Genomic DNA, 17,789 nt, shown 5'->3' with positions numbered 1-17,789 from the left:
AGATCGACCGCCTTTCATGCCCACCACCGCCGGGGATCAAACCTTTTTTGCACGCCACCTCTCCTCACCGCGGCGGCCTCCCCTTAATCTGTCCGCATGCCTCGACGCCGCGCCCTCGCCCTGGTGCCTCTCGCACTGGTGCTGCTCGCCGGCTGCGGTCATGCTCCGATGCCGGAGAAGTCCGTCGAGCGCAAGGCCTCCGAGGAGCTCGCCAAGCAGATCGGTCTCGCTCCCGTCGTCGACTGCCCCGACGATCTCGTGTCGCGCGCCGGAGCGACGATGAGCTGCACCCTCTCCGACCCCAACGGGAGCGAGAAGGAGTACACGATGACAGTGCGGGTGAAGAGCCTCGAGAACGGCGTGGCGAAGCTCGACTTCGCGATCGACGACGAGATCGGCTGAGCGTCGCTCGGAGTCGTCCGAACCCGTCAGTCGGGACGGCCGCCCGCGGCGAGGCTCACGCCCAGGCCGATCATGATGCCCCCGCCCGCGCCCCGCAGGCGGGACATCCGCTGCGGCGACCGCGCGAACCAGTCACGGGCTGCGCCGGCGCCCAGCGCCCAGAGGCTGTCCATGCACAGCGCGATCACCACGAAGACCGCCCCCAGCAGCAGCATCTGGAGGGGCACCGCGCCCAGCTCACGCGCCACGAACTGCGGGAGGACGGCCACGAGGAAGACGATCGTCTTGGGGTTGGTGACGCCGACGACGAAGCCCTCGCGCAGGACCCGCGAGGTCCGCGTCGCCGTCGGCAGCGCGCCGACGGCATCCTCGCCCGCTCGGCGGTGCCGGAACGCCTGGATGCCGAGATAGACGATGTACGCGGCGCCGACCCACTTGATCACCGTGTAGGCGGCGGCCGACTGCGCGACCAGCGCACCCAGTCCAGCGGCGACCGCCACGATCTGCACCGCGACGCCGGTCGCGTTGCCGACGACGTTGACCAGCGCGGCACGACGCCCGAGCACCATCGCCCGGCTGATCGTGAAGAGCACGCTGGGGCCCGGGATCATGATGAGCAGGGTCGCCGCGATCGCAAAAGCGACGACGTCGTGGGCGTGGATCATGTCCGGATCGTACGCCGACCCGCTGGGTCACCAGACGTCGACGGCCGCATGGGCAGCGCCGTCGGCGAGCTGCGCGTAACCGGGACCGCGGTCGAAGAAGACGCCGTCGTCCCTCCGCGACGCGGCACGCTCGGCCCGCAGCGCGCGGGTCGCCTCCGCGTCGTACCCGACTCCGCCGTCACCGTCGGTCAGCACCACGCCGTAGTCGTCGCGCGCGCCACGACGCGACACCTTGGCCCACGCGACGTCGCGCACCACGAGGGCGGGATCGCGCTCCAGCGGATCTCCCCAGCCACCACCACCCGTCGTCCGGATCCGGATGACCTCACCGGCGCGGACGGGCTCGGCGTCCGCGAGCGCCTCGACCACCCGCTCACGCGGACCACCGGGATCGACCACCACCTCGAACGGACGCCCGGCGCGGCCGCCGTTGACTCCCCAGCACGCCAGGATCGACCGGTCCGCGATCGACATGAAGTGCGCGTCGGCGAGCATCCGAAGCTGCTTCTCGTAGCCGAGGCCGCCGCGGAACCGGCCCGGACCGCCCGAGTCGACCGCGACCGACAGCGACTCGACGACGAACGGGAACCGCGACTCGGTGAACTCCGTCGGCAGGTTCCGCGAGTCCGGAACCACGTGGATGGTGTCCTCGCCGTCGGCGTAGTAGCGGCCGCCGGAGCCGCCGCCGAGCACCTCCCGCATGAGGTAGGGACGTCCGGCGAGGTCGGTGCCGTAGACGCCGGTGTAGCGGATCGTCTCCTGGTCAGCCGGCATCTTTCCGTCCACGGCCTTCGCCAGCACGCCCGCGAGAACGCCGAGCAGGCGCAGGATCACGAACGTACGCGCATTGGTCGGCGCCGGGAACTCCGGCGTCAGCAGCGTGCCCTTGGGCGGGAACCGCATCTCGATCAGCGGCACGACTCCCTCGTTGACGTCGAGCTCCGCCATGCGTTCCGGCGTCTCTGCGAGGTTGCGCAGGATGGGCGCCAGCCACTTCTTGAGGAAGACGCCGTCGGAGTAGTCCCCGCAGTGGTTGATCGGACCCTTCGCCTGCGGCGACGTGCCGGCGAAGTCGAGGACCACCCGCTCGCCGCCGGGGTCGTCGGGACCCGTCCGGGTCAGCGTGATGCGCTGGGTGTGCAGCATCGGCTCGTCGACGCCGTCGTGCTCCGCGTAGTCCTCCCACACCCAGGTGCCGACCGGGATCTTCGACAGGATCTCGCGCCGGTACGTCTCGGTGGTGCGGTCGATGATCGCGTCGAAGCACGCCTCGACAGCCTCCGGGCCGTACCGCTCGAACAGCTCGCCGAGCCGCCGCGCTCCCATCAGGCACGCCGAGCACTCGGCGTCGAGGTCGGCCGCCAGCGACTCCGGCATCCGGGAGTTGCGCGTCATGATCGCGAGCGCGGCCCGGTTCGGGGTGCCGGCGTCCCAGAGCTTGATCGGGGGCACCATGAGCCCCTCCTCGTACACGCTGGTCGCCGCGCTCGGCATCGAGCCCGGCACTGCTCCCCCGATGTCGTCGTGGTGGCCGAACGCCTGGACAAACGCGACCACCCGTGCCTCAGCCTCTCCGCTGCGCGCGAAGACGGGCACGGTGACGCACAGGTCCGGAAGGTGCCCGATGCCACCCTCGGACCGGTAGACGTCGTTGTGGAAGAAGACGTCTCCGGGTCGCATCTCGTCGAGAGGGAAGTCGCGTGCGACCGGGTGGACGAGAGCCGAGTACGACCGCCCTGTCAGCTTGCGCAGCAGACGGTCGTGGATGCCCGCTCGGAAGTCGTGGGCGTCGCGGATCATCGGCGAGCGCGACGTCCGAGCGATCGCCGTCTCCACCTCGTGCTCGATCGAGGCGAGACTCCCCTGCACGATCTCGACGAGCACAGGGTCTGCCGCAGCACCGGCGTCGCCGGTGAGCGTGCCGAACGGGAACTGCGTCGGCGCAAGACGGGACTCGCTCACTTCTCGCTCCCCTCTCGGCTGACGATCACGTTCAAGAAGGGGTCGACGCACGCCACGAAACCCGGGTGGACAGGCACCGTCGAGCCGTACTCCTCGATCACGGCCGGCCCCTCGACCACCTGGCCGGGCAGCAGGGTCGCTCGGTCGTACACCCCGCTGTCGACGTACCCGCGGGCTGCGTCGAAGCACACCTCGCGGCGGCTCGCGGGCGCTGGGACGCCGACGTCGGCGCCGGCCTCGTGGCGGCGGACGACCGGGCGTCGCAGCGGTCCGATCCCGGAGACGCGCAGGTTCACCCACTCGACCTGCTGGCTGGCGTCACCGGCGAAGTCGTAGCCGTACAGCGCACGGTGCTCGGCGTGGAACGCGTCGGCGACGGCCCGGAGCACCTCGTCGTCCACCGGCCCGGCCGGCACGGGCACACGGACCTCGAACGCCTGACCGAAGTAGCGGAGGTCGGCCGTACGGACGAACCGCTGGTCCGCCGGCGCGAACCCCTCCGCCCGGAGAGCGACCGCAGCACGTTCGGCGAGGCCGGCGTACAGGCCCTCCACCTCGCGTGCGTCGAGCTCGGTGGCGAGGCGTACGGCGGTCTGGACGTAGTCGTTCTTCACATCGACCGTGAGCAGGCCGAAGGCCGAGACGTTGCCGGGGTTCGGAGGGACGAGCACGGTCGGGATGCCGAGCACGTCCATCAGCCGGCACAGCAGGAGCGACCCTGAGCCGCCGAAGGTCGTCAGCGTGAAGTCGCGAACGTCGAGTCCTCGCTTGACGGTGATCTGCCGGAGGGCGTTGGCCTGGTTCCAGGCGGAGATCTCGAGGACTCCCGTCGCGGCTTCCTCGACACTCATCCCGAGCCGCGCGGCGAGCCCCTCGAGGCCCTTGCGGGCCGCGTCGACGTCGAGGGGGATCTCGCCGCCGAGCAGGTGCGGCGGGATCCGGCCCAGGACGACGTGGGCGTCGGTGATCGTCACGTCCGTGCCCCCGGTGGCGTAGCAGAGCGGCCCCGGGTCGGCGCCGGCCGACTGCGGACCGACCTTGAGCGTGCCCTCGGGCGACAGCCAGGCGATGGACCCGCCGCCCGCGCCGACGGTCACGACGTCGATCATCGGGATCTTGCTCGGGTACGCGCCGACGCTGCCCTCGGTCGTGAGCGTCGGCTCGCCGTCGACCACGACCGACACGTCGGTCGACGTGCCTCCTCCGTCGCAGGTCAGGACTCGGTCGAAGCCGGCGACCGAGGCGATGAGGGCGGCGCCGAGCGCACCGGCCGCCGGCCCGGAGAGCACCGTGCTGATCGGCTGGTTCACGACCTCCGTGGCGGACAGCACTCCGCCGTTGGACTTCATGACGTAGAACGGGACGCCGCCGTCGGCGTACTCCTCGAGGCGGTGTGCGATCCGGCGGACGTACGCGGCGACCTTCGGCTTCACCGCCGCGTCGACGAGGGTGGTCATCGACCGCTCGTACTCGCGGTACTCGCGGAGCACCTCCGACGAGATCGAGACCACTGCTTCGGGGTGCTCCTCCGCGAGGATCGCCCGCATGGTCTCCTCGTGCGCAGGGTTGGCGTAGCTGTGAAGGAAGCAGACACCGAGCGTGTCGATGTGCTCGTCGCGGAACCATCGCGCCGCGACACGAGCGCCCTTGACGTCGAACGGGCGGATCTCGTCGCCGGTCCAGGCCATCCGGCCGTCGACTCCTCTGACGCGGTCCCGCGCGACGATTCGGTCGGGCTTCACCCAGAAGTACGAGTTGCCGTAGCCGTCGGGGACCGACTGACGGGCGATCTCGAGCACCGACTCGTACCCGGTGTTGGTGATGAACCCGAGCCGCCCCACCTGCCCTTGCAAGAGCTGGTTCGTCGCGACCGTCGTGCCGTGGGAGACCGCGGCGATCGCGTCGCGCCCTCGACGGTCGCTCCCGGTCGAAGCGAGGTCGGCCGAGGCCAGGATCTTGTCGATCCCCGCGAGGAAGCCCTCGGCCGGATCGTGCGGGGTGGACGGCGTCTTGGTCGTCAGAACCTCGCCGCTCGCCTCGTCGAACGCGACGACGTCGGTGAACGTGCCCCCGGTGTCGATGCCGATGCGGAGCGTCCCGGCACGGCTCGGACCTGACGTCATGGCGCTCCTTGATCGGGTCTGGGGCTGCCCCTCGATTCCAACGCACCCGCCGCGCGTCCCCCACGGCGAAGGTCGCCGGAGCGCCCCTCCCAACCTTGTCACTACCTGCCAGGCACCGCCGACGACCTCGGTACTCATCCATGCTTGAAACCTGAATCATGATTCAGGTAGCGTCCGTGACGCCGGTCACACCCGTTCAGAGGAGCAACCCTTGAGCAACGTCGCCACCGCCGTCTTCGAGCACGCGAGCAACGAGCCGCAGAGAGTCGCCGTCCGGGCCGCCGGCTCCCAGGTGACGTTCGGTGCGCTCCGCGACGCGGCCGCCTCGTTGGCGAAGCGGGTGGTCGACGCCGGCATCTCCCCTGGCGACCGCGTGCTTCTCGTGGCACCGACGATCCCCGAGTTCGTCGCCGCCTACTACGGCCTCCACGCCGCCGGCGCCACCCTCATCACGATGAACGTCATGGCCACGGCTCCAGAGATGGAGTACGTCATCGACGACGCCGGAGTCAGCCTCGTCGTGGCGTGGCAGGACAACGCCGTAGCCGCCGAGCGCGCCGCCGACGGCCGCGGACTCCCCTTCTGGAGCATCGGTCCGCTCCACGAGTGGGACACGAGCGACCGCCTCGACGCACCGGTCGACCTCCCCGACGACGCGACGGCGATCATCATCTACACCTCGGGCACGACGGGCCGGCCCAAGGGCGCCGAGCTGGCCGTCTCCGGCGTCGCCGCGATCGTGGACGCCGCCGAGCACGTCCTCGAGTTCAGCGAGGACGACCGCTCCGGCACCGCGCTGCCGCTCTTCCACGTCTTCGGCCAGATCATGGTCATGCACCTCGCGATCTCGTTCGGCACGTCCGTGTCGCTGCTGCACCCGTTCGACCCGCGCAAGCTCGTCGAGATGATCCGCGACGACGAGCTGACGGTCGTGTCCGGGGTCCCGACGATGTGGGTCGCGATGCTCCACGCAGCCGGCGACGCCACACCGGCGGACTTCGCGCGCCTCCGGCTCGCGTCGTCGGGTGGTGCGTCGCTCCCGATCGAGGTGATCCGCGCCTTCGAGGACAAGTTCGGCACCCGGATCCGCGAGGGGTACGGCCTGTCCGAGACCTGCGGCTGGGCCACGTTCTCGCCGCTCGAGACCGAGCCCAAGATCGGTGCCGTCGGCCGCGCGGTCCACAACGTCGACATCGAGATCCGCGACCTCGAGGGCAACGCCGTGCCGAACGGCGAGGTCGGCGAGGTCTGGATCCGGGGGCCCATCGTCATGAAGGGCTACTGGAACCGGCCCGAGGCGACGGCCGCCGTGCTCCAGGACGGCTGGCTGCGCACCGGCGACCTCGGCACGCTCGACGACGACGGTGACCTCCGTATCGTCGACCGGCTCAAGGACCTCATCATCCGCGGCGGCTACAACGTCTACCCGAGCGAGGTCGAGGAGGTCCTCTACGAGCACCCAGCGATCGTCGAGGCAGCCGTGGTCGGCGTGGCGGACCCGACGTACGGCGAAGAGATCGGCGCCGTGATCGTGCTCGCGGAGGGCGCTGAGCTCGATCCCGAGGAGCTGCGCACGTGGGCCAAGGAGCGCCTCAGCGCGTACAAGGTCCCGCGGCTCTTCCAGTTCGCCGACGCTCTCCCGAAGGGACCGTCGGGCAAGATCCTCAAGCGCGCGATCGACCGCGACGGACTCTCGGGCCCTGCGAGCGACGCACAGCCGACGGGCGTCACGGACCGGTGACGACCAGGACCACCGCGCGCGGGACGCGTACCCGCACCGCGCTCGTCGCCGCTGCACGCACGGTCTTCGAGCGTGACGGCTTCACGGACGCCCGCATCGCCGACATCGCCGCCGAAGCGGGGTGCGCGACCGGCACCTTCTACACGCACTTCGTGGGCAAGGAGGAGATCCTCGCGGTCGTCCTGTACGAGGCACAGCACGACGTCATGCGCCCCACGCTCGCCCTCGACTCCCCGGATCCGTTCGCTGCGCTCGCCGAGGGGCACCGGCGGTACTTCGAGAACTACCAGCGCAACGCCCGGCTCATGCTCGTCCTGGAAGAAGTGGCCGCACTCGACCCGGCATTCCGGGAGGTCCGGCGGCGACGCGGCGAGGCACTCGCGCGACGCACGGCGGAGGTGATCGTCGCGCTTCAGGAGCGGGGCGTCGCCGACCCTGACCTCGATCCGTACCCGACCGCCCGAGCCCTCGACGGGATGATCTCGCACCTGGCCTACTACTCGTTCGTGCTCGGCGAGGGCATGAGCACCGAGGAGATGGTCACGACGACCAACCGCATCTGGCGCAACGCACTCACCCGTCGGAGCAAGGAGGCCCCATGAGCACAGTCCAGACCGTCACCGGCCCGATCGACAGCGCCGACCTCGGCCGTACGCTCGTCCACGAGCACATCTTCATCGTCGGTGAGGAGTTCCGCGAGAACTACGCCGACGACTGGGACGAGGACCAGAAAGTTGCCGACGCGGTGCGCGACCTGTCCGAGCTGAAGAGCCTCGGCATCGACACGATCATGGACCCGACCGTGCTCGGGCTCGGTCGCTACATCCCGCGCATCCAGCGGATCGCCGAGCAGATCGACCTGAACGTCGTTGCGGCGACCGGCCTCTACACGTACAACGAGATCCCCTTCCAGTTCCACTACTCGGGCCCCGGCCTGCTGTTCGACGTGCCCGAGCCGCTGACCGAGATGTTCGTACGCGACCTCACCGAGGGCATCGCCGACACGGGGGTCCGTGCCGCGTTCCTCAAGTGCGCGATCGAGGAGCAGGGCCTCACGCCGGGCGTCGAGCGGGTGATGCGGGCCGTAGGTCAGGCACACGTCCAGACCGGTGCGCCGATCACCGTGCACACCAACCCCCACACCGCGTCGGGCCTGGTCGCGCAACGGGTGCTCGCCGAGGAGGGCGTCGACCTGACGAAGGTCGTGATCGGGCACTCCGGCGACTCGACCGACCTCGAGTACCTGAGCATGCTCGCGGAGGCGGGCTCGCTGCTCGGCATGGACCGGTTCGGCCTCGACCTGCTGCTGCCGTTCGAGCAGCGTGTCGACACGATCGTCGAGCTCGTACGCCGCGGATTCGTCGACAACGTCGTGATCGCCCACGACGCGTCGTGCTTCATCGACTGGTTCCCGCCGGGCGCGAAGGAGGTCGCCGTGCCTCGCTGGAACTTCCGGCACATCAGCGAGGACGTGATCCCGGCGCTGCTCGAAAAGGGCCTGACGGAGGACGACCTCACGAAGATCCTCGTGGACAACCCGCGCCGCCACTTCGAGTAGGCAGCGGGTCCTTAGCCGCCGTGCGGCGCGCAAACCCCCGGCGCGTCGCACGGCCTCTTTTCCTCGGGCTCCCCAGCCCCGTTTGAGGTGTGAACACCCCTGGGGCGGCGATTGCACCCGCTCTATGAGGTGCGATGCCCGTGTTTGAGGTGTTCACACCTCAAACGGGGATCGCGCGGCGTACGGCGCGCCGGCGCCGGGCCTTCACAGCGAGGGGCGCGGGCCACCGACGCCGATGCCGGCCCCGGAGAGCTCCTCGTACGCCCGCGCGATCGCGAGCAGACGGCGCTCCGAGCCTGCGGGGCCGACGAGCTGCAGCCCGACCGGGAGGCCCTCCGGGGTGAACCCGGCGGGCACGCTGATCGCCGGGCACCCGGTCACCGTCACGAAGAACGCCGAGCGCATCCAGTCGACGTACGACTCCTGCGGGCGGCCGTTGATCACGTGCGGATACTCCTGGTCCGCCGGGAAGGGCGGCACCTGGCTGACCGGCATCACCAGCACGTCGTACGCCTCGAAGAACGCTCGGGCGTGGTCGGCGAGCACCGTGCGCTGCGCGTAGGCGACGGCGACGTCGTGCCCGGTGAGCGGACGGCCCGCGCGGATGTTGTCGGCGAGCGACTGCTTCACGGCGTCCGGATGAGCGTCGAGAATGTCGCCGAGCGCGTACTCCATCAGCCACGCCCGCAACGTCCGGAAGGTCGTCTCGGCTTCGGGGAGCTCCGGCCATGCGTCGGTCACGGCCGCTCCGGCGTCCGCGAGCTGCGCTCCGGCGGCGCGGACCACGGCCTCGACCTCGGAGTCGACCTCGAACGCGCCGCCGAGGTCGATCGAGAAGGCGACGCGCAGCCCGCCGAGGGAGACCGGGGCCGGATCAGCGAAGACGCCTCCGGGTGTCGAGTCGGCCGTCGGCACCCGCGGATCCGGACCGGCGAGGACGCTCAGCAGCAGCGCCAGGTCTCCGACGTCGCGTGCGAGCGGCCCCTGCACCGACACCGTCTCCCAGAGGTTCCACGTCGGCCACGTCGGCACGCGCCCCCAGCTCGGCCGCAGCCCGACGACGTTGCAGAACGACGCCGGGTTGCGCAGCGAACCGCCCATGTCCGACCCGTCGGCAAGGGCGACCATGCCCGACGCGAGCGCCGCCGCCGAGCCGCCGCTCGACCCACCGGCCGAGCGCCCCGTGTCGTACGGGTTGAGCGTCGTGCCGAACACCGGGTTGAAGGTGTGGGAGCCGGCCGCGAACTCGGGAGTGTTGGACTTCGCGACGACCACCGCGCCGGCGGCACGCACCCGCTCGACGACCAGGTCGTCGTACGCCGAGACGTGGTCGGCCATCACCGGCGAGCCGAAGGTCGTCCGCCACCCGGCGACGTGGTGAGTGTCCTTCACCGCGTACGGGAGGCCATGCAACGCTCCGAGCTGCGCCCCCGAGGCGGTGATGTCGTCGGCTGCGGACGCCTGGGCGTACGCCCGCCCGACGTCGATCGACACGAGCGCGTTGACGGCTCCGTTGACCTGGTCGATGCGGGCGAGGTGCAGGTCGAGCAGCTCGCGGGCCGAGATCTCGCGGGCGGCGATCGCCGCCGCCATCGCCCGGGCGCTGCTGTAGACGTCGATCATCGCGACCGGCGGCCGAGAAGGCTCCCGACGAGCACACCCGCGAGCACCAGCGCCCCACCGACGACGGCGCCGCGGAGGAAGTCGTCGGGGTGTGCGGCAGAGCCGCGGGCGGAGCGGGCGGGCGCGGTGAAGCGTTGGCCGACGGCGGGGTCTCGATCGCTTCGCGCCTCGACCAGCGGAGGAGAACCGTCCTCGACCAGCGGAGGAGAACCGTCCTCGACCAGCGAAGGGTTGGCGATCGCGTCGTCGACGGCACCGAAGAACTCTCCGGCCATCCGCTTGCTCACCGCGGCCAGCATCCGCTGGCCGACCCCGCCGAGCATCCCGCCGACGATCGCGTCGGCGTCGTAAGCGACACCGGTCGTGCCGTCGCCGCGATCGGTGAACCGCACCGCGACGTCCGCGGCGACCGTGCCCGCTGCGCCGGCACCCTCGGCACGCATCACCAGCGACTGGAGTGGTGCGAGATCGCTCAGCGTGCAGGTGCCGGCGTACGTCCCGCGGATCGCAGCGACCCCCGCGTTGACCGTCATCGCGTACGCGTTGTCACCGGTGGCCTCGAGCACCTCGCACCCCGGGATCGTGCGGACCAGGACCCGGGGGTCGAGGAGCGCTTCCCAGACGGCGTCGACCGGTGCGTTGAGTACTGCCTCGCCGGCTACCTTCATGAGTCTCCGTCCATGGCGGCGACCGCCGCCTCGTCGGACCCGGCGGCCGCACGCCGCAGGGCGTACAGCTCGCTGGGTGAGATGGGCATCCGTGTGATCACGATGCCTTCGGCGTCCTCGATCGCCGACGCGAACACTGCCGCGCTCGGGATCACTCCCGCCTCGCCGGCGCCCTTGATCCCGAGCGGGTTCAGGGGCGACGGGGTCTCGAGGTGGTCGACGTCGATCGATTCGGGCACCTCGGTGACGTACGGCATGAGGAAGTCCATGAACGACGCGTTGAGGAGCTGGCCGTGCTCGTCGTAGACCATCCGCTCGTACAGCGCACCGCCCACTCCCTGCGCGACGCCGCCGTGGATCTGACCCTCGACGATCATCGGGTTGATGAGCCGGCCGCAGTCGTGGACGACGGCGTACTTCAGGATCCGGATCTCGGCCGTGTCCGGGTCGGTCTCGACGATCACGGCGTGCATCCCCGACGCGAAGGTCGAGCGCGGCGGCGAGTAGAAGTCGCGGCTCTCCAGCCCCGGCGACGTGCCTTCAGGCACCGGCACCTTGCCGGGGTCGCCGACCGAGAACTGGGTCGCTGCCTTGCTCGCCTCGTCGAACGCGTAGCGCAGCGGGTTGCTGAGCACGGCGAGCGTGCCGAGGCTGATCTGCGCGCCCGGCGCTCCCACGACCTCGACGACGCCGTCACGGAGCTCGAGGTCGTCGACGTTCGCCTCGAGCGCGTCGGCAGCCAGCTCGAGCGCCTTGCGCCTCACCGAGCGCGCCGCCAGGGCGATCGCGGAACCGCTCATGACCGCGGCGCGCGACGCGTACGTGCCGACCGCGTAGGGCATCCGCCGCGTGTCGCCGGTCACGACCTCGACGTCCTCGAACCGCACCCCGAGTTCGTCGGCGACGATCTGCGCGAACACCGTCTGGTGTCCCTGTCCCTGGGTGGTGAGGCCGGTCGACACCTTGACCTTGCCGGTCGTCTCCACCTGGATGTGGCCGCCCTCGTACGGGCCGACGCCCGTCCCCTCGACGTAGCAGGCCATGCCGATCCCCACCCGGCGTCCCTCGGCACGCATCTCGTCGCGGAACGCCGCGAACTCGTCCCACCCGACGAGCGCCTTGAGCTTGTCGAGCATCTGCGGGAAGTCGCCCGAGTCGTAGATCAGCGGCTTGCCGTCCTGGAAGATCAAGCCCTGGTCGTACGGGAACTCGTCGGGCTGGATGAAGTTGAGCGCGCGCACCTCGGCACGGTCGCGTCCGAGGTATGCGGCGATCGCGTCCATCGTGCGCTCCATCGCGTACACGCCCTGCGGGCGCCCGGCGCCTCGGTACGGGGTGACGATGACGGTGTTCGTGTAGAGGCTGTGGAACGTGGCCGAGTAGACGGGGGGCTTGTACGGCCCGAGGAGCTGCGTCGTCGTGATGATGGGGACGATCACGCCGTACGGGATGTAGGCGCCGTTGTCGTGCCAGATCTCGACGTCGAGGCCCAGGATGCGCCCGTCGTCGTCGAAGCCCACCTCGACGTGCTGCTGCTGCGACCGCTCGTGGGCGGCGGAGACGAAGTGCTCGCGGCGGTCCTCGGTGAACTTCACCGGGCGCCCCAGGGCCATCGCCGCGAGGGGTACGAGGAGCTCCTCCGGCCAGGGGTGGACGACCTTCACGCCGAACCCGCCGCCGACGTCCGGCGTGATCACGTCGACGACCGACAGGTCCAGGCCGAGCTTCGCCGCGATCGCGGCACGGACACCCGTCGACGTCTGGGTGGACGACCAGACCTCGAGCCGGCCGTTGTCGGTGTCCCACTTCGCGACCGTGCCGCGGCCCTCGAGCGGCGTGCACGCGCTGCGCTCGACGTCGAGGTCGAGCGCGAGACGGTGGGGTGCACGCGCGATCGCGGCCATCGCGTCGCCGGTCGCCTGTGTCGACGTCGCGGCGACGTTGTCCGGCACGTCGGCGTGGACCAGGTGTTCGGCAGCGCGGGCGGCGTCCAGCCCCACGACCGGCGGGAGGAAGTCGTACGACACCACGATCCGACCGGCAGCGTCCTCCGCGACGTAGCGGTCGACCGCGACGACCATCGCGATCGCCTCGCCGACGTAGTTCACCTCGTCCTTGGCGAGGGCGTACTGGGTGCGTCCGTGCGTGAGGTCGGGGTGCGGGATGAGCAGCGGGAGCGGCTCGGCCATCGCGCCGGTGAGGTCGTCGTAGGTGTAGACGGCCACGACGCCGTCCACGTCGAGGACGGCCTCGACGTCGATGTCGAGGATGCGGGCGTGCGCGTGCGGCGAGCGCAGGAGCGCCACGTGCAGCGCATCGGCGGCGAGGTCGTCCAGGTAACGGCCGCGACCGCGCAGGAACCGCTCGTCCTCGACGCGGGCGACGCGCTCACCGAACGACTTCGTCGTCATGCGGAGCCCCCTTCACGCCGGATCTCGGCCGCGCGCAGCACCGACTTCACGATGTTCTGGTAGCCGGTGCACCGGCAGAGGTTGCCGGCGATCATCTCCCTCGCCTCGTCGTGCGTCGGGTCGGGGTTCCCCTCCAGACCGGCCGTGATCGTGGTCAGGAAGCCCGGGGTGCAGAACCCGCACTGGAGGCCGTGGCAGTCCTTGAACGCCTGCTGGACCGGACCGAGCCGGTCGCCCTCCTCGGTCAGACCCTCGACCGTCGTCAGCACCGCCCCGTCCATCGAGACGGTGAGCAACAGGCACGAGCGCATCGGCTGCCCGTCGACCAAGATCGTGCAGGCGCCGCACACCCCGTGCTCGCAGCCGACGTGGGTGCCGGTCAGACCGAGGTCGTGGCGCAGCGCGTCCGACAGCAGCCGGCGCGCCGGGACCTCGAGCGTGTAGGCAGTTCCGTTGACCGTCATGGCCACCGGGTGCAGGGCGTCGGGGGCGGAGAGGTCCGACGGGCTCGTCATCGTGCTGCTCCCTCGGGCTCGGCAGCGGCCGCACGCGCGGACGCGTCGCGGACCACCCGCCGCGTGAGCACGCCGGCGAGGTGCCGTCGGTAGTCGGCGGTGCCGTGGATGTCAGAGTCGGGGTCGAGGGCGCCGGACGCGATCTCGGCAGCAGCGTCGAGGTTGCGCTCGCTCGCCGTGCCGTCCACGAACGCCTCCGAGAGGTCGAGGACGTGCGGGGTCGGCGAGACCGCCAGGTAGGCAGCACGCACCGTCTCGATGGCACCGCTCGGACCGACCGAGACCACGGCGGCGACGCCGCACATCGCGTAGTCGCCGTGCCTGCGCGCCACCTCGTCGATGGCGGTGCCCGTCCGCGGCGGACAGGCGGGGACGACGAGCTCGAGCGCGAGCTCGTCGGGTCGCAGCGACGACTCGAGCGGACCGACGAACAGGTCCGCCGCGGCGACCTCGCGACGCCCCGCCACCGACGCCGCGACGACGTGCGCACCGAGCAGCGCCACGACGGCCGGCATCTCGGCCGCCGGATCGGCGTGGACGACCGACCCCAACGTGGTGCCGCGGTTGCGGATGGTCGGGTGCGCGACCAGCCGCAGGGCCTGACGCAGCAAGGGCTGGGCCCGCCAGGCATCGGCGTCTGCCTCGACCTGGCGGTGCCGCGCGAGCGCACCGATGCGTACGCCGCTCTCGTCCGTCCGCACGGAGGCCAGCGCCGCCAGCCCGTTGATGTCGACGAGCGTGCTCGGCTGCGCGAGGCGCATCGACAGGAGCGGCACGAGGCTCTGGCCGCCGGCGAGCACCTTCGCGTGCGGGTCGGCCGCGAGCACGGCGAGCGCCTCGTCGACGGTGGCCGGGCGGACGTACGAGAACGGAGCGGGCTTCACAGTGCTCTCGTCACCTCTTCTCCGCCTTCGTCGCTGCTGTGCGTGCCGGGTCGCTTCCAGGCGACCAGGTGGTAGAAGACGATGACCAGGATCGTGCCGAGCGCGATGCCGCCGAGCTCGAAGTCGTCGGTGATCACCAGGGTCACGTTGCCGACACCCACGATGATGCCCGCCGCGAGGCCCACGATGTTGACAGGATCGCCGAAGTCGACACGGTTCTCGACCCAGATCTTGGCGCCGACCAGGCCGATCATGCCGTAGAGGATGACGGTGATCCCGCCGAGGACGCCGCCCGGGATCGCGTTCACGATCGCCCCGAACTTCGGGCACAGACCCAGGAAGATCGCGACGACAGCGGCGACGTAGTAGGCGGCGGTCGAGTAGATGCGGGTCGCCGACATGACGCCGATGTTCTCGGCGTACGTGGTGGTCGGGGAACCGCCGAACGAGCTCGCGAGAGCGGTGGCGAGGCCGTCGGCCCCGATCGCGCGGCCCATGTAGGGGTCGAGGTCCTCGCCGGTCATCTCAGCGACCGCCTTCACGTGGCCGGTGTTCTCGGCGATCAGGGCGATGACGCCGGGCAGGACGAGAAGGATGAACGTGAAGCTGAAGCTCGGCGCGTGGACGGCCGAGACTCCGTCGCCGAGCGTGCCCGACGGGAAGCCGATCCAGTCGGCCGCGCTCACCGCGTCCCAGTTGACGCGGTCGTGCGACACCTCTTCGCCGGCTGAGGGCAGGAACGACGTGATCGGGCCGAAGAGCGCGTCGGACGCCCACGACACCAGGTAGCCGAAGACCAGTGCGAGGAAGACGGCGATGCGACCCCAGAAGCCCGGAAGGAGCACCGCGGCGACGACCATGAACGCCGCGGTGAGCAGCGCGATCCACTGGTCCTGCGGCCAGTAGACGCCGGCGACGACGGGCGCGAGGTTGAACCCGATCAGCATGACGACGGCACCGGTCACCGCGGGCGGCAGCAGCTTGTGCAGGAACCGGGTCCCGGCGAAGTGCACCGCCACGCCGACGACCGCCAGCACCAGACCGGCGACGAGGATGGCGCCCGTGACGTCGGCGGAGTCACCGCCCTGCGTACGGATCGCCGCCACCGCCGCGACGAAGGAGGCGCTCGTGCCGAGGTAGCTGGGGACCATGTTGTTCGTGATGAGCAGGAACATGATCGTGCAGATGCCCGAGAAGAGGATGGCGAGGTTGGGGTCGAGTCCCATCACCACCGGGAACACGAACGTGGCGCCGAACATCGCGACGACGTGCTGGGCGCCCAGCCCCGCCGTACGCCCCCAGCTGAGGCGTTCGCGTGGGCCGACCGCCTCCCCCGGTGGCGGCGTCCTGCCGTCGTGCACCACGTCCCACTTGAACATCGACATCCCGGTCTCCTCAGAGTGTGCGAGCGGCCGCCGGGGGTTTCGGGCAGCGCACCCGGTCCAATGACGTGACCCTAGTGGCGGCGGAGAGGCCGCTGCATGGTGCGAACATGCCAACGGACCTCGTACGGGGCTGTCAGCCCTTGCTCGCCCTCACTCCCGCATGTGGAGGATCTGCAGGGAGACCGCGACGTCGAGCCGGATCTGCGGATCGGTGCTGAACGGGCCGAGGATGCTCTCCAGCTTCGTCACCCGGTACCGCATCGTGTTGTAGTGGAAGTGCTGCGTCCGCGCCGCCTCGGCGACGTTGAGGTTCACGTCGAGCAGCACCTGCAGGGTCGCGCGCAGGTCGGTCGCCGCCGGAGTGTCCTCGGCGAGCGGTCCGAGGACCTCCGTCACGAACACACCGAGCTCGGCCTCCTCGACCTGCGAGAGCAGACGGCGCACGCCGAGCCGGTCGAAGTAGGTCGTCGAGCTGTTGCCTTTCATCCGGCGCCCGACGTCGACAGCCTTGTGCGCCCGGGCGTACGCGTCGGGAAGCATCTCGACGCCTGCGACGACGCGGCTGATCCCCGCCGAGAACGGCCGGCGGCCACCGCCCGAGTCACCGCGGACGGCGGAGAGTGCCTCCTCCACGACGTCCACCACGTCCGACCCGTCCGCGCTGACGGGCAGCAGGGCCACCACCTGCGACGAGAAGTCGGCCACGGCGATGCTGCGCCCGCGCCGCTCGACGACCTGGCGCCATGCGGCGGCGAACCGGTCCTGGTACCCACGTCGCGTCCGGCTGGAGACCGCCGGCTCGTCGGGGCCGGGAGGGTCGAGCTCGGCGACCACGACGACGAGCGGACGGTCGATGTCCCAGCCCAGGCTCTCGGCGTGCTCGATGACGTACTGCGGGCTCTCCGCGCGGTCGGTCAGGACGTCGCGGAGGAAGTCGCCCCGGTACTTGCCCTCGACGGCGACGACCGCCTGCAGCCGCGTGATGAGGAGTGCGGCGACGGTCGCGGCCCGCTCAAGCGCATAGACGTCGGTGGCCTGCAGCGTCCGCTTCTCGCTGACGACGATGAGCCGCGCGAGCTCGGTCCCGGACGCCGCGACGTGCAGGGCGCGGATCTCCCCCGCTCCGAACGGCCGTGACCGCCGCATCCTCTCCACGCGGATGCGCCCCGAGACGTCGAGGAACTCGCTCACCTCCAGGCTGGCCCGGACCTCGTCGCTGAGCGCGCCCGCCCACTCCCGCCCGTCGATGGACGTGATGAGCACGCCGACGTCGAGCACCTCGGACACCTCGGCGGCGATCTGCTCGAGGTCGCCGCCCTCCAGCACGATCAGCGTGAGCGCAGCGTGGAGTGCGTCGATCTGCGCGAGGACGCGGGACTGGAACGTGTTGAGCGCCGCGTAGCCGTCCTTGAGGACGTCGTCGAACGCGACGTCCTCCGGGATCTGCACGATGGGAAATCCCAGCACGTCGGCGAGGGTGAGGACGGTCTCCGGGACCTCGTCGACGTAGCGGCCGAGCTTGATGGCGAATCCTGCCACACCCGCGTCGTAGAGGCCCTGCACCAGCGCCTCCATCCGGGGGACGTCGAGGCGCCGCGAACCGTCGAGCAGCGGGAACCCGGTCGTCACGAGCAGCTCGTGAGGCTTCACCCAGGCGAGGACGTCCGGGACCTCCATGACGTTCAGCCCCGTCACGGCGCGCTGGCTCCCGATGTGGCCCGCGAGCATCTTCGCTCCCACGAGCGCGTCGATCGTGATCATCTCCGCGAGCGGCAGCCCGTGCGGGGCTGATGTCAGGTTGTGGTCCGGATCGGATCCATCGTTGGCAAGTCTCGCCATCGGCTCACCGTAG

General features: G+C 70.7%; 14 protein-coding genes. 4 read left to right on the top strand and 10 right to left on the bottom strand.

Going from position 1 to position 17,789, the window contains the following annotated elements; translation table 11 throughout:
* Positions 1-96 precede the first annotated feature (96 nt).
* Positions 97-402 (top strand): DUF4333 domain-containing protein, encoded by a 306-nt coding sequence (locus AB3M34_RS06365; RefSeq protein ID WP_370618293.1) that lies wholly within the window; start codon positions 97-99, stop codon positions 400-402.
* A 26-nt stretch (positions 403-428) separates the two neighbouring features.
* Here the strand turns inward: AB3M34_RS06365 and AB3M34_RS06360 are convergent, their stop codons facing one another.
* Genes AB3M34_RS06360 through AB3M34_RS06350 form a run of 3 tightly spaced genes read right to left on the bottom strand, consistent with a single transcriptional unit; the run spans position 429 to position 5,152 of the window.
* Positions 429-1,067 carry a LysE family translocator gene (locus tag AB3M34_RS06360; protein ID WP_370618291.1) on the bottom strand — a complete coding sequence of 213 codons (639 nt, stop codon included), beginning with the start codon at positions 1,065-1,067 and terminating at the stop codon, positions 429-431.
* 27 nt (positions 1,068-1,094) lie between these two features.
* Entirely contained in the window at positions 1,095-3,029 is a 1,935-nt protein-coding gene (locus tag AB3M34_RS06355; protein WP_370618289.1) for a hydantoinase B/oxoprolinase family protein, read from the bottom strand.
* A complete protein-coding gene (locus AB3M34_RS06350) occupies positions 3,026-5,152 on the bottom strand; it encodes a hydantoinase/oxoprolinase family protein (protein WP_370618287.1) in 2,127 nt (708 codons plus the stop codon). The genes AB3M34_RS06355 and AB3M34_RS06350 overlap by 4 nt, the downstream gene beginning before the upstream one ends.
* Positions 5,153-5,363: 211 nt before the next feature.
* On the opposite strand from AB3M34_RS06350, the gene AB3M34_RS06345 reads away from it, so the two are divergent.
* From AB3M34_RS06345 to AB3M34_RS06335, 3 genes are read left to right on the top strand one after another with little or no spacing between them, the layout of a single operon-like run.
* Positions 5,364-6,893, top strand: coding sequence for an AMP-binding protein (locus AB3M34_RS06345; protein WP_370618285.1), 1,530 nt, complete (start codon positions 5,364-5,366; stop codon positions 6,891-6,893).
* Positions 6,890-7,495 carry a TetR/AcrR family transcriptional regulator gene (locus AB3M34_RS06340; RefSeq protein WP_370618283.1) on the top strand — a complete coding sequence of 202 codons (606 nt, stop codon included), beginning with the start codon at positions 6,890-6,892 and terminating at the stop codon, positions 7,493-7,495. Before AB3M34_RS06345 ends, AB3M34_RS06340 begins: the two co-directional genes overlap by 4 nt.
* Positions 7,492-8,451, top strand: a complete 960-nt coding sequence (locus AB3M34_RS06335) for a phosphotriesterase family protein (RefSeq protein WP_370618281.1) — start codon at positions 7,492-7,494, stop codon at positions 8,449-8,451. Before AB3M34_RS06340 ends, AB3M34_RS06335 begins: the two co-directional genes overlap by 4 nt.
* 204 nt (positions 8,452-8,655) lie before the next feature.
* Here AB3M34_RS06335 and AB3M34_RS06330 read toward each other — a convergent pair whose 3' ends face one another.
* The 7 genes from AB3M34_RS06330 to AB3M34_RS06300 form a co-directional block, all read right to left on the bottom strand.
* Entirely contained in the window at positions 8,656-10,074 is a 1,419-nt protein-coding gene (locus tag AB3M34_RS06330; RefSeq protein ID WP_370618279.1) for an amidase, read from the bottom strand.
* Entirely contained in the window at positions 10,071-10,742 is a 672-nt protein-coding gene (locus AB3M34_RS06325) for an SRPBCC family protein (protein WP_370618277.1), read from the bottom strand. Before AB3M34_RS06325 ends, AB3M34_RS06330 begins: the two co-directional genes overlap by 4 nt.
* Positions 10,739-13,153 (bottom strand): aerobic carbon-monoxide dehydrogenase large subunit, encoded by a 2,415-nt coding sequence (gene cutA / locus AB3M34_RS06320; protein WP_370618275.1) that lies wholly within the window; start codon positions 13,151-13,153, stop codon positions 10,739-10,741. Before cutA ends, AB3M34_RS06325 begins: the two co-directional genes overlap by 4 nt.
* Complete coding sequence (locus tag AB3M34_RS06315) at positions 13,150-13,668, bottom strand: (2Fe-2S)-binding protein (RefSeq protein ID WP_370618273.1); 519 nt, start codon at positions 13,666-13,668, stop codon at positions 13,150-13,152. The genes cutA and AB3M34_RS06315 overlap by 4 nt, the downstream gene beginning before the upstream one ends.
* On the bottom strand, positions 13,665-14,552 hold the full coding sequence (locus AB3M34_RS06310) for an FAD binding domain-containing protein (RefSeq protein WP_370618271.1): 888 nt from the start codon (positions 14,550-14,552) through the stop codon (positions 13,665-13,667). Before AB3M34_RS06310 ends, AB3M34_RS06315 begins: the two co-directional genes overlap by 4 nt.
* Positions 14,549-15,937, bottom strand: coding sequence for a uracil-xanthine permease family protein (locus AB3M34_RS06305; protein WP_370618269.1), 1,389 nt, complete (start codon positions 15,935-15,937; stop codon positions 14,549-14,551). The genes AB3M34_RS06310 and AB3M34_RS06305 overlap by 4 nt, the downstream gene beginning before the upstream one ends.
* A gap of 150 nt (positions 15,938-16,087) precedes the next feature.
* Positions 16,088-17,776: a PucR family transcriptional regulator gene (locus tag AB3M34_RS06300; RefSeq protein ID WP_370618267.1), complete on the bottom strand. Its 1,689-nt coding sequence runs from the start codon at positions 17,774-17,776 to the stop codon at positions 16,088-16,090.
* Positions 17,777-17,789: the final 13 nt, after the last annotated feature.

The organism is Mumia sp. Pv4-285, assembly GCF_041320275.1.
Taxonomy (GTDB): domain Bacteria; phylum Actinomycetota; class Actinomycetes; order Propionibacteriales; family Nocardioidaceae; genus Mumia; species Mumia qirimensis.
The sequence above is the reverse complement of the archived record's forward strand: the minus strand, read 5'-3'. Positions and strand labels throughout refer to the sequence as shown.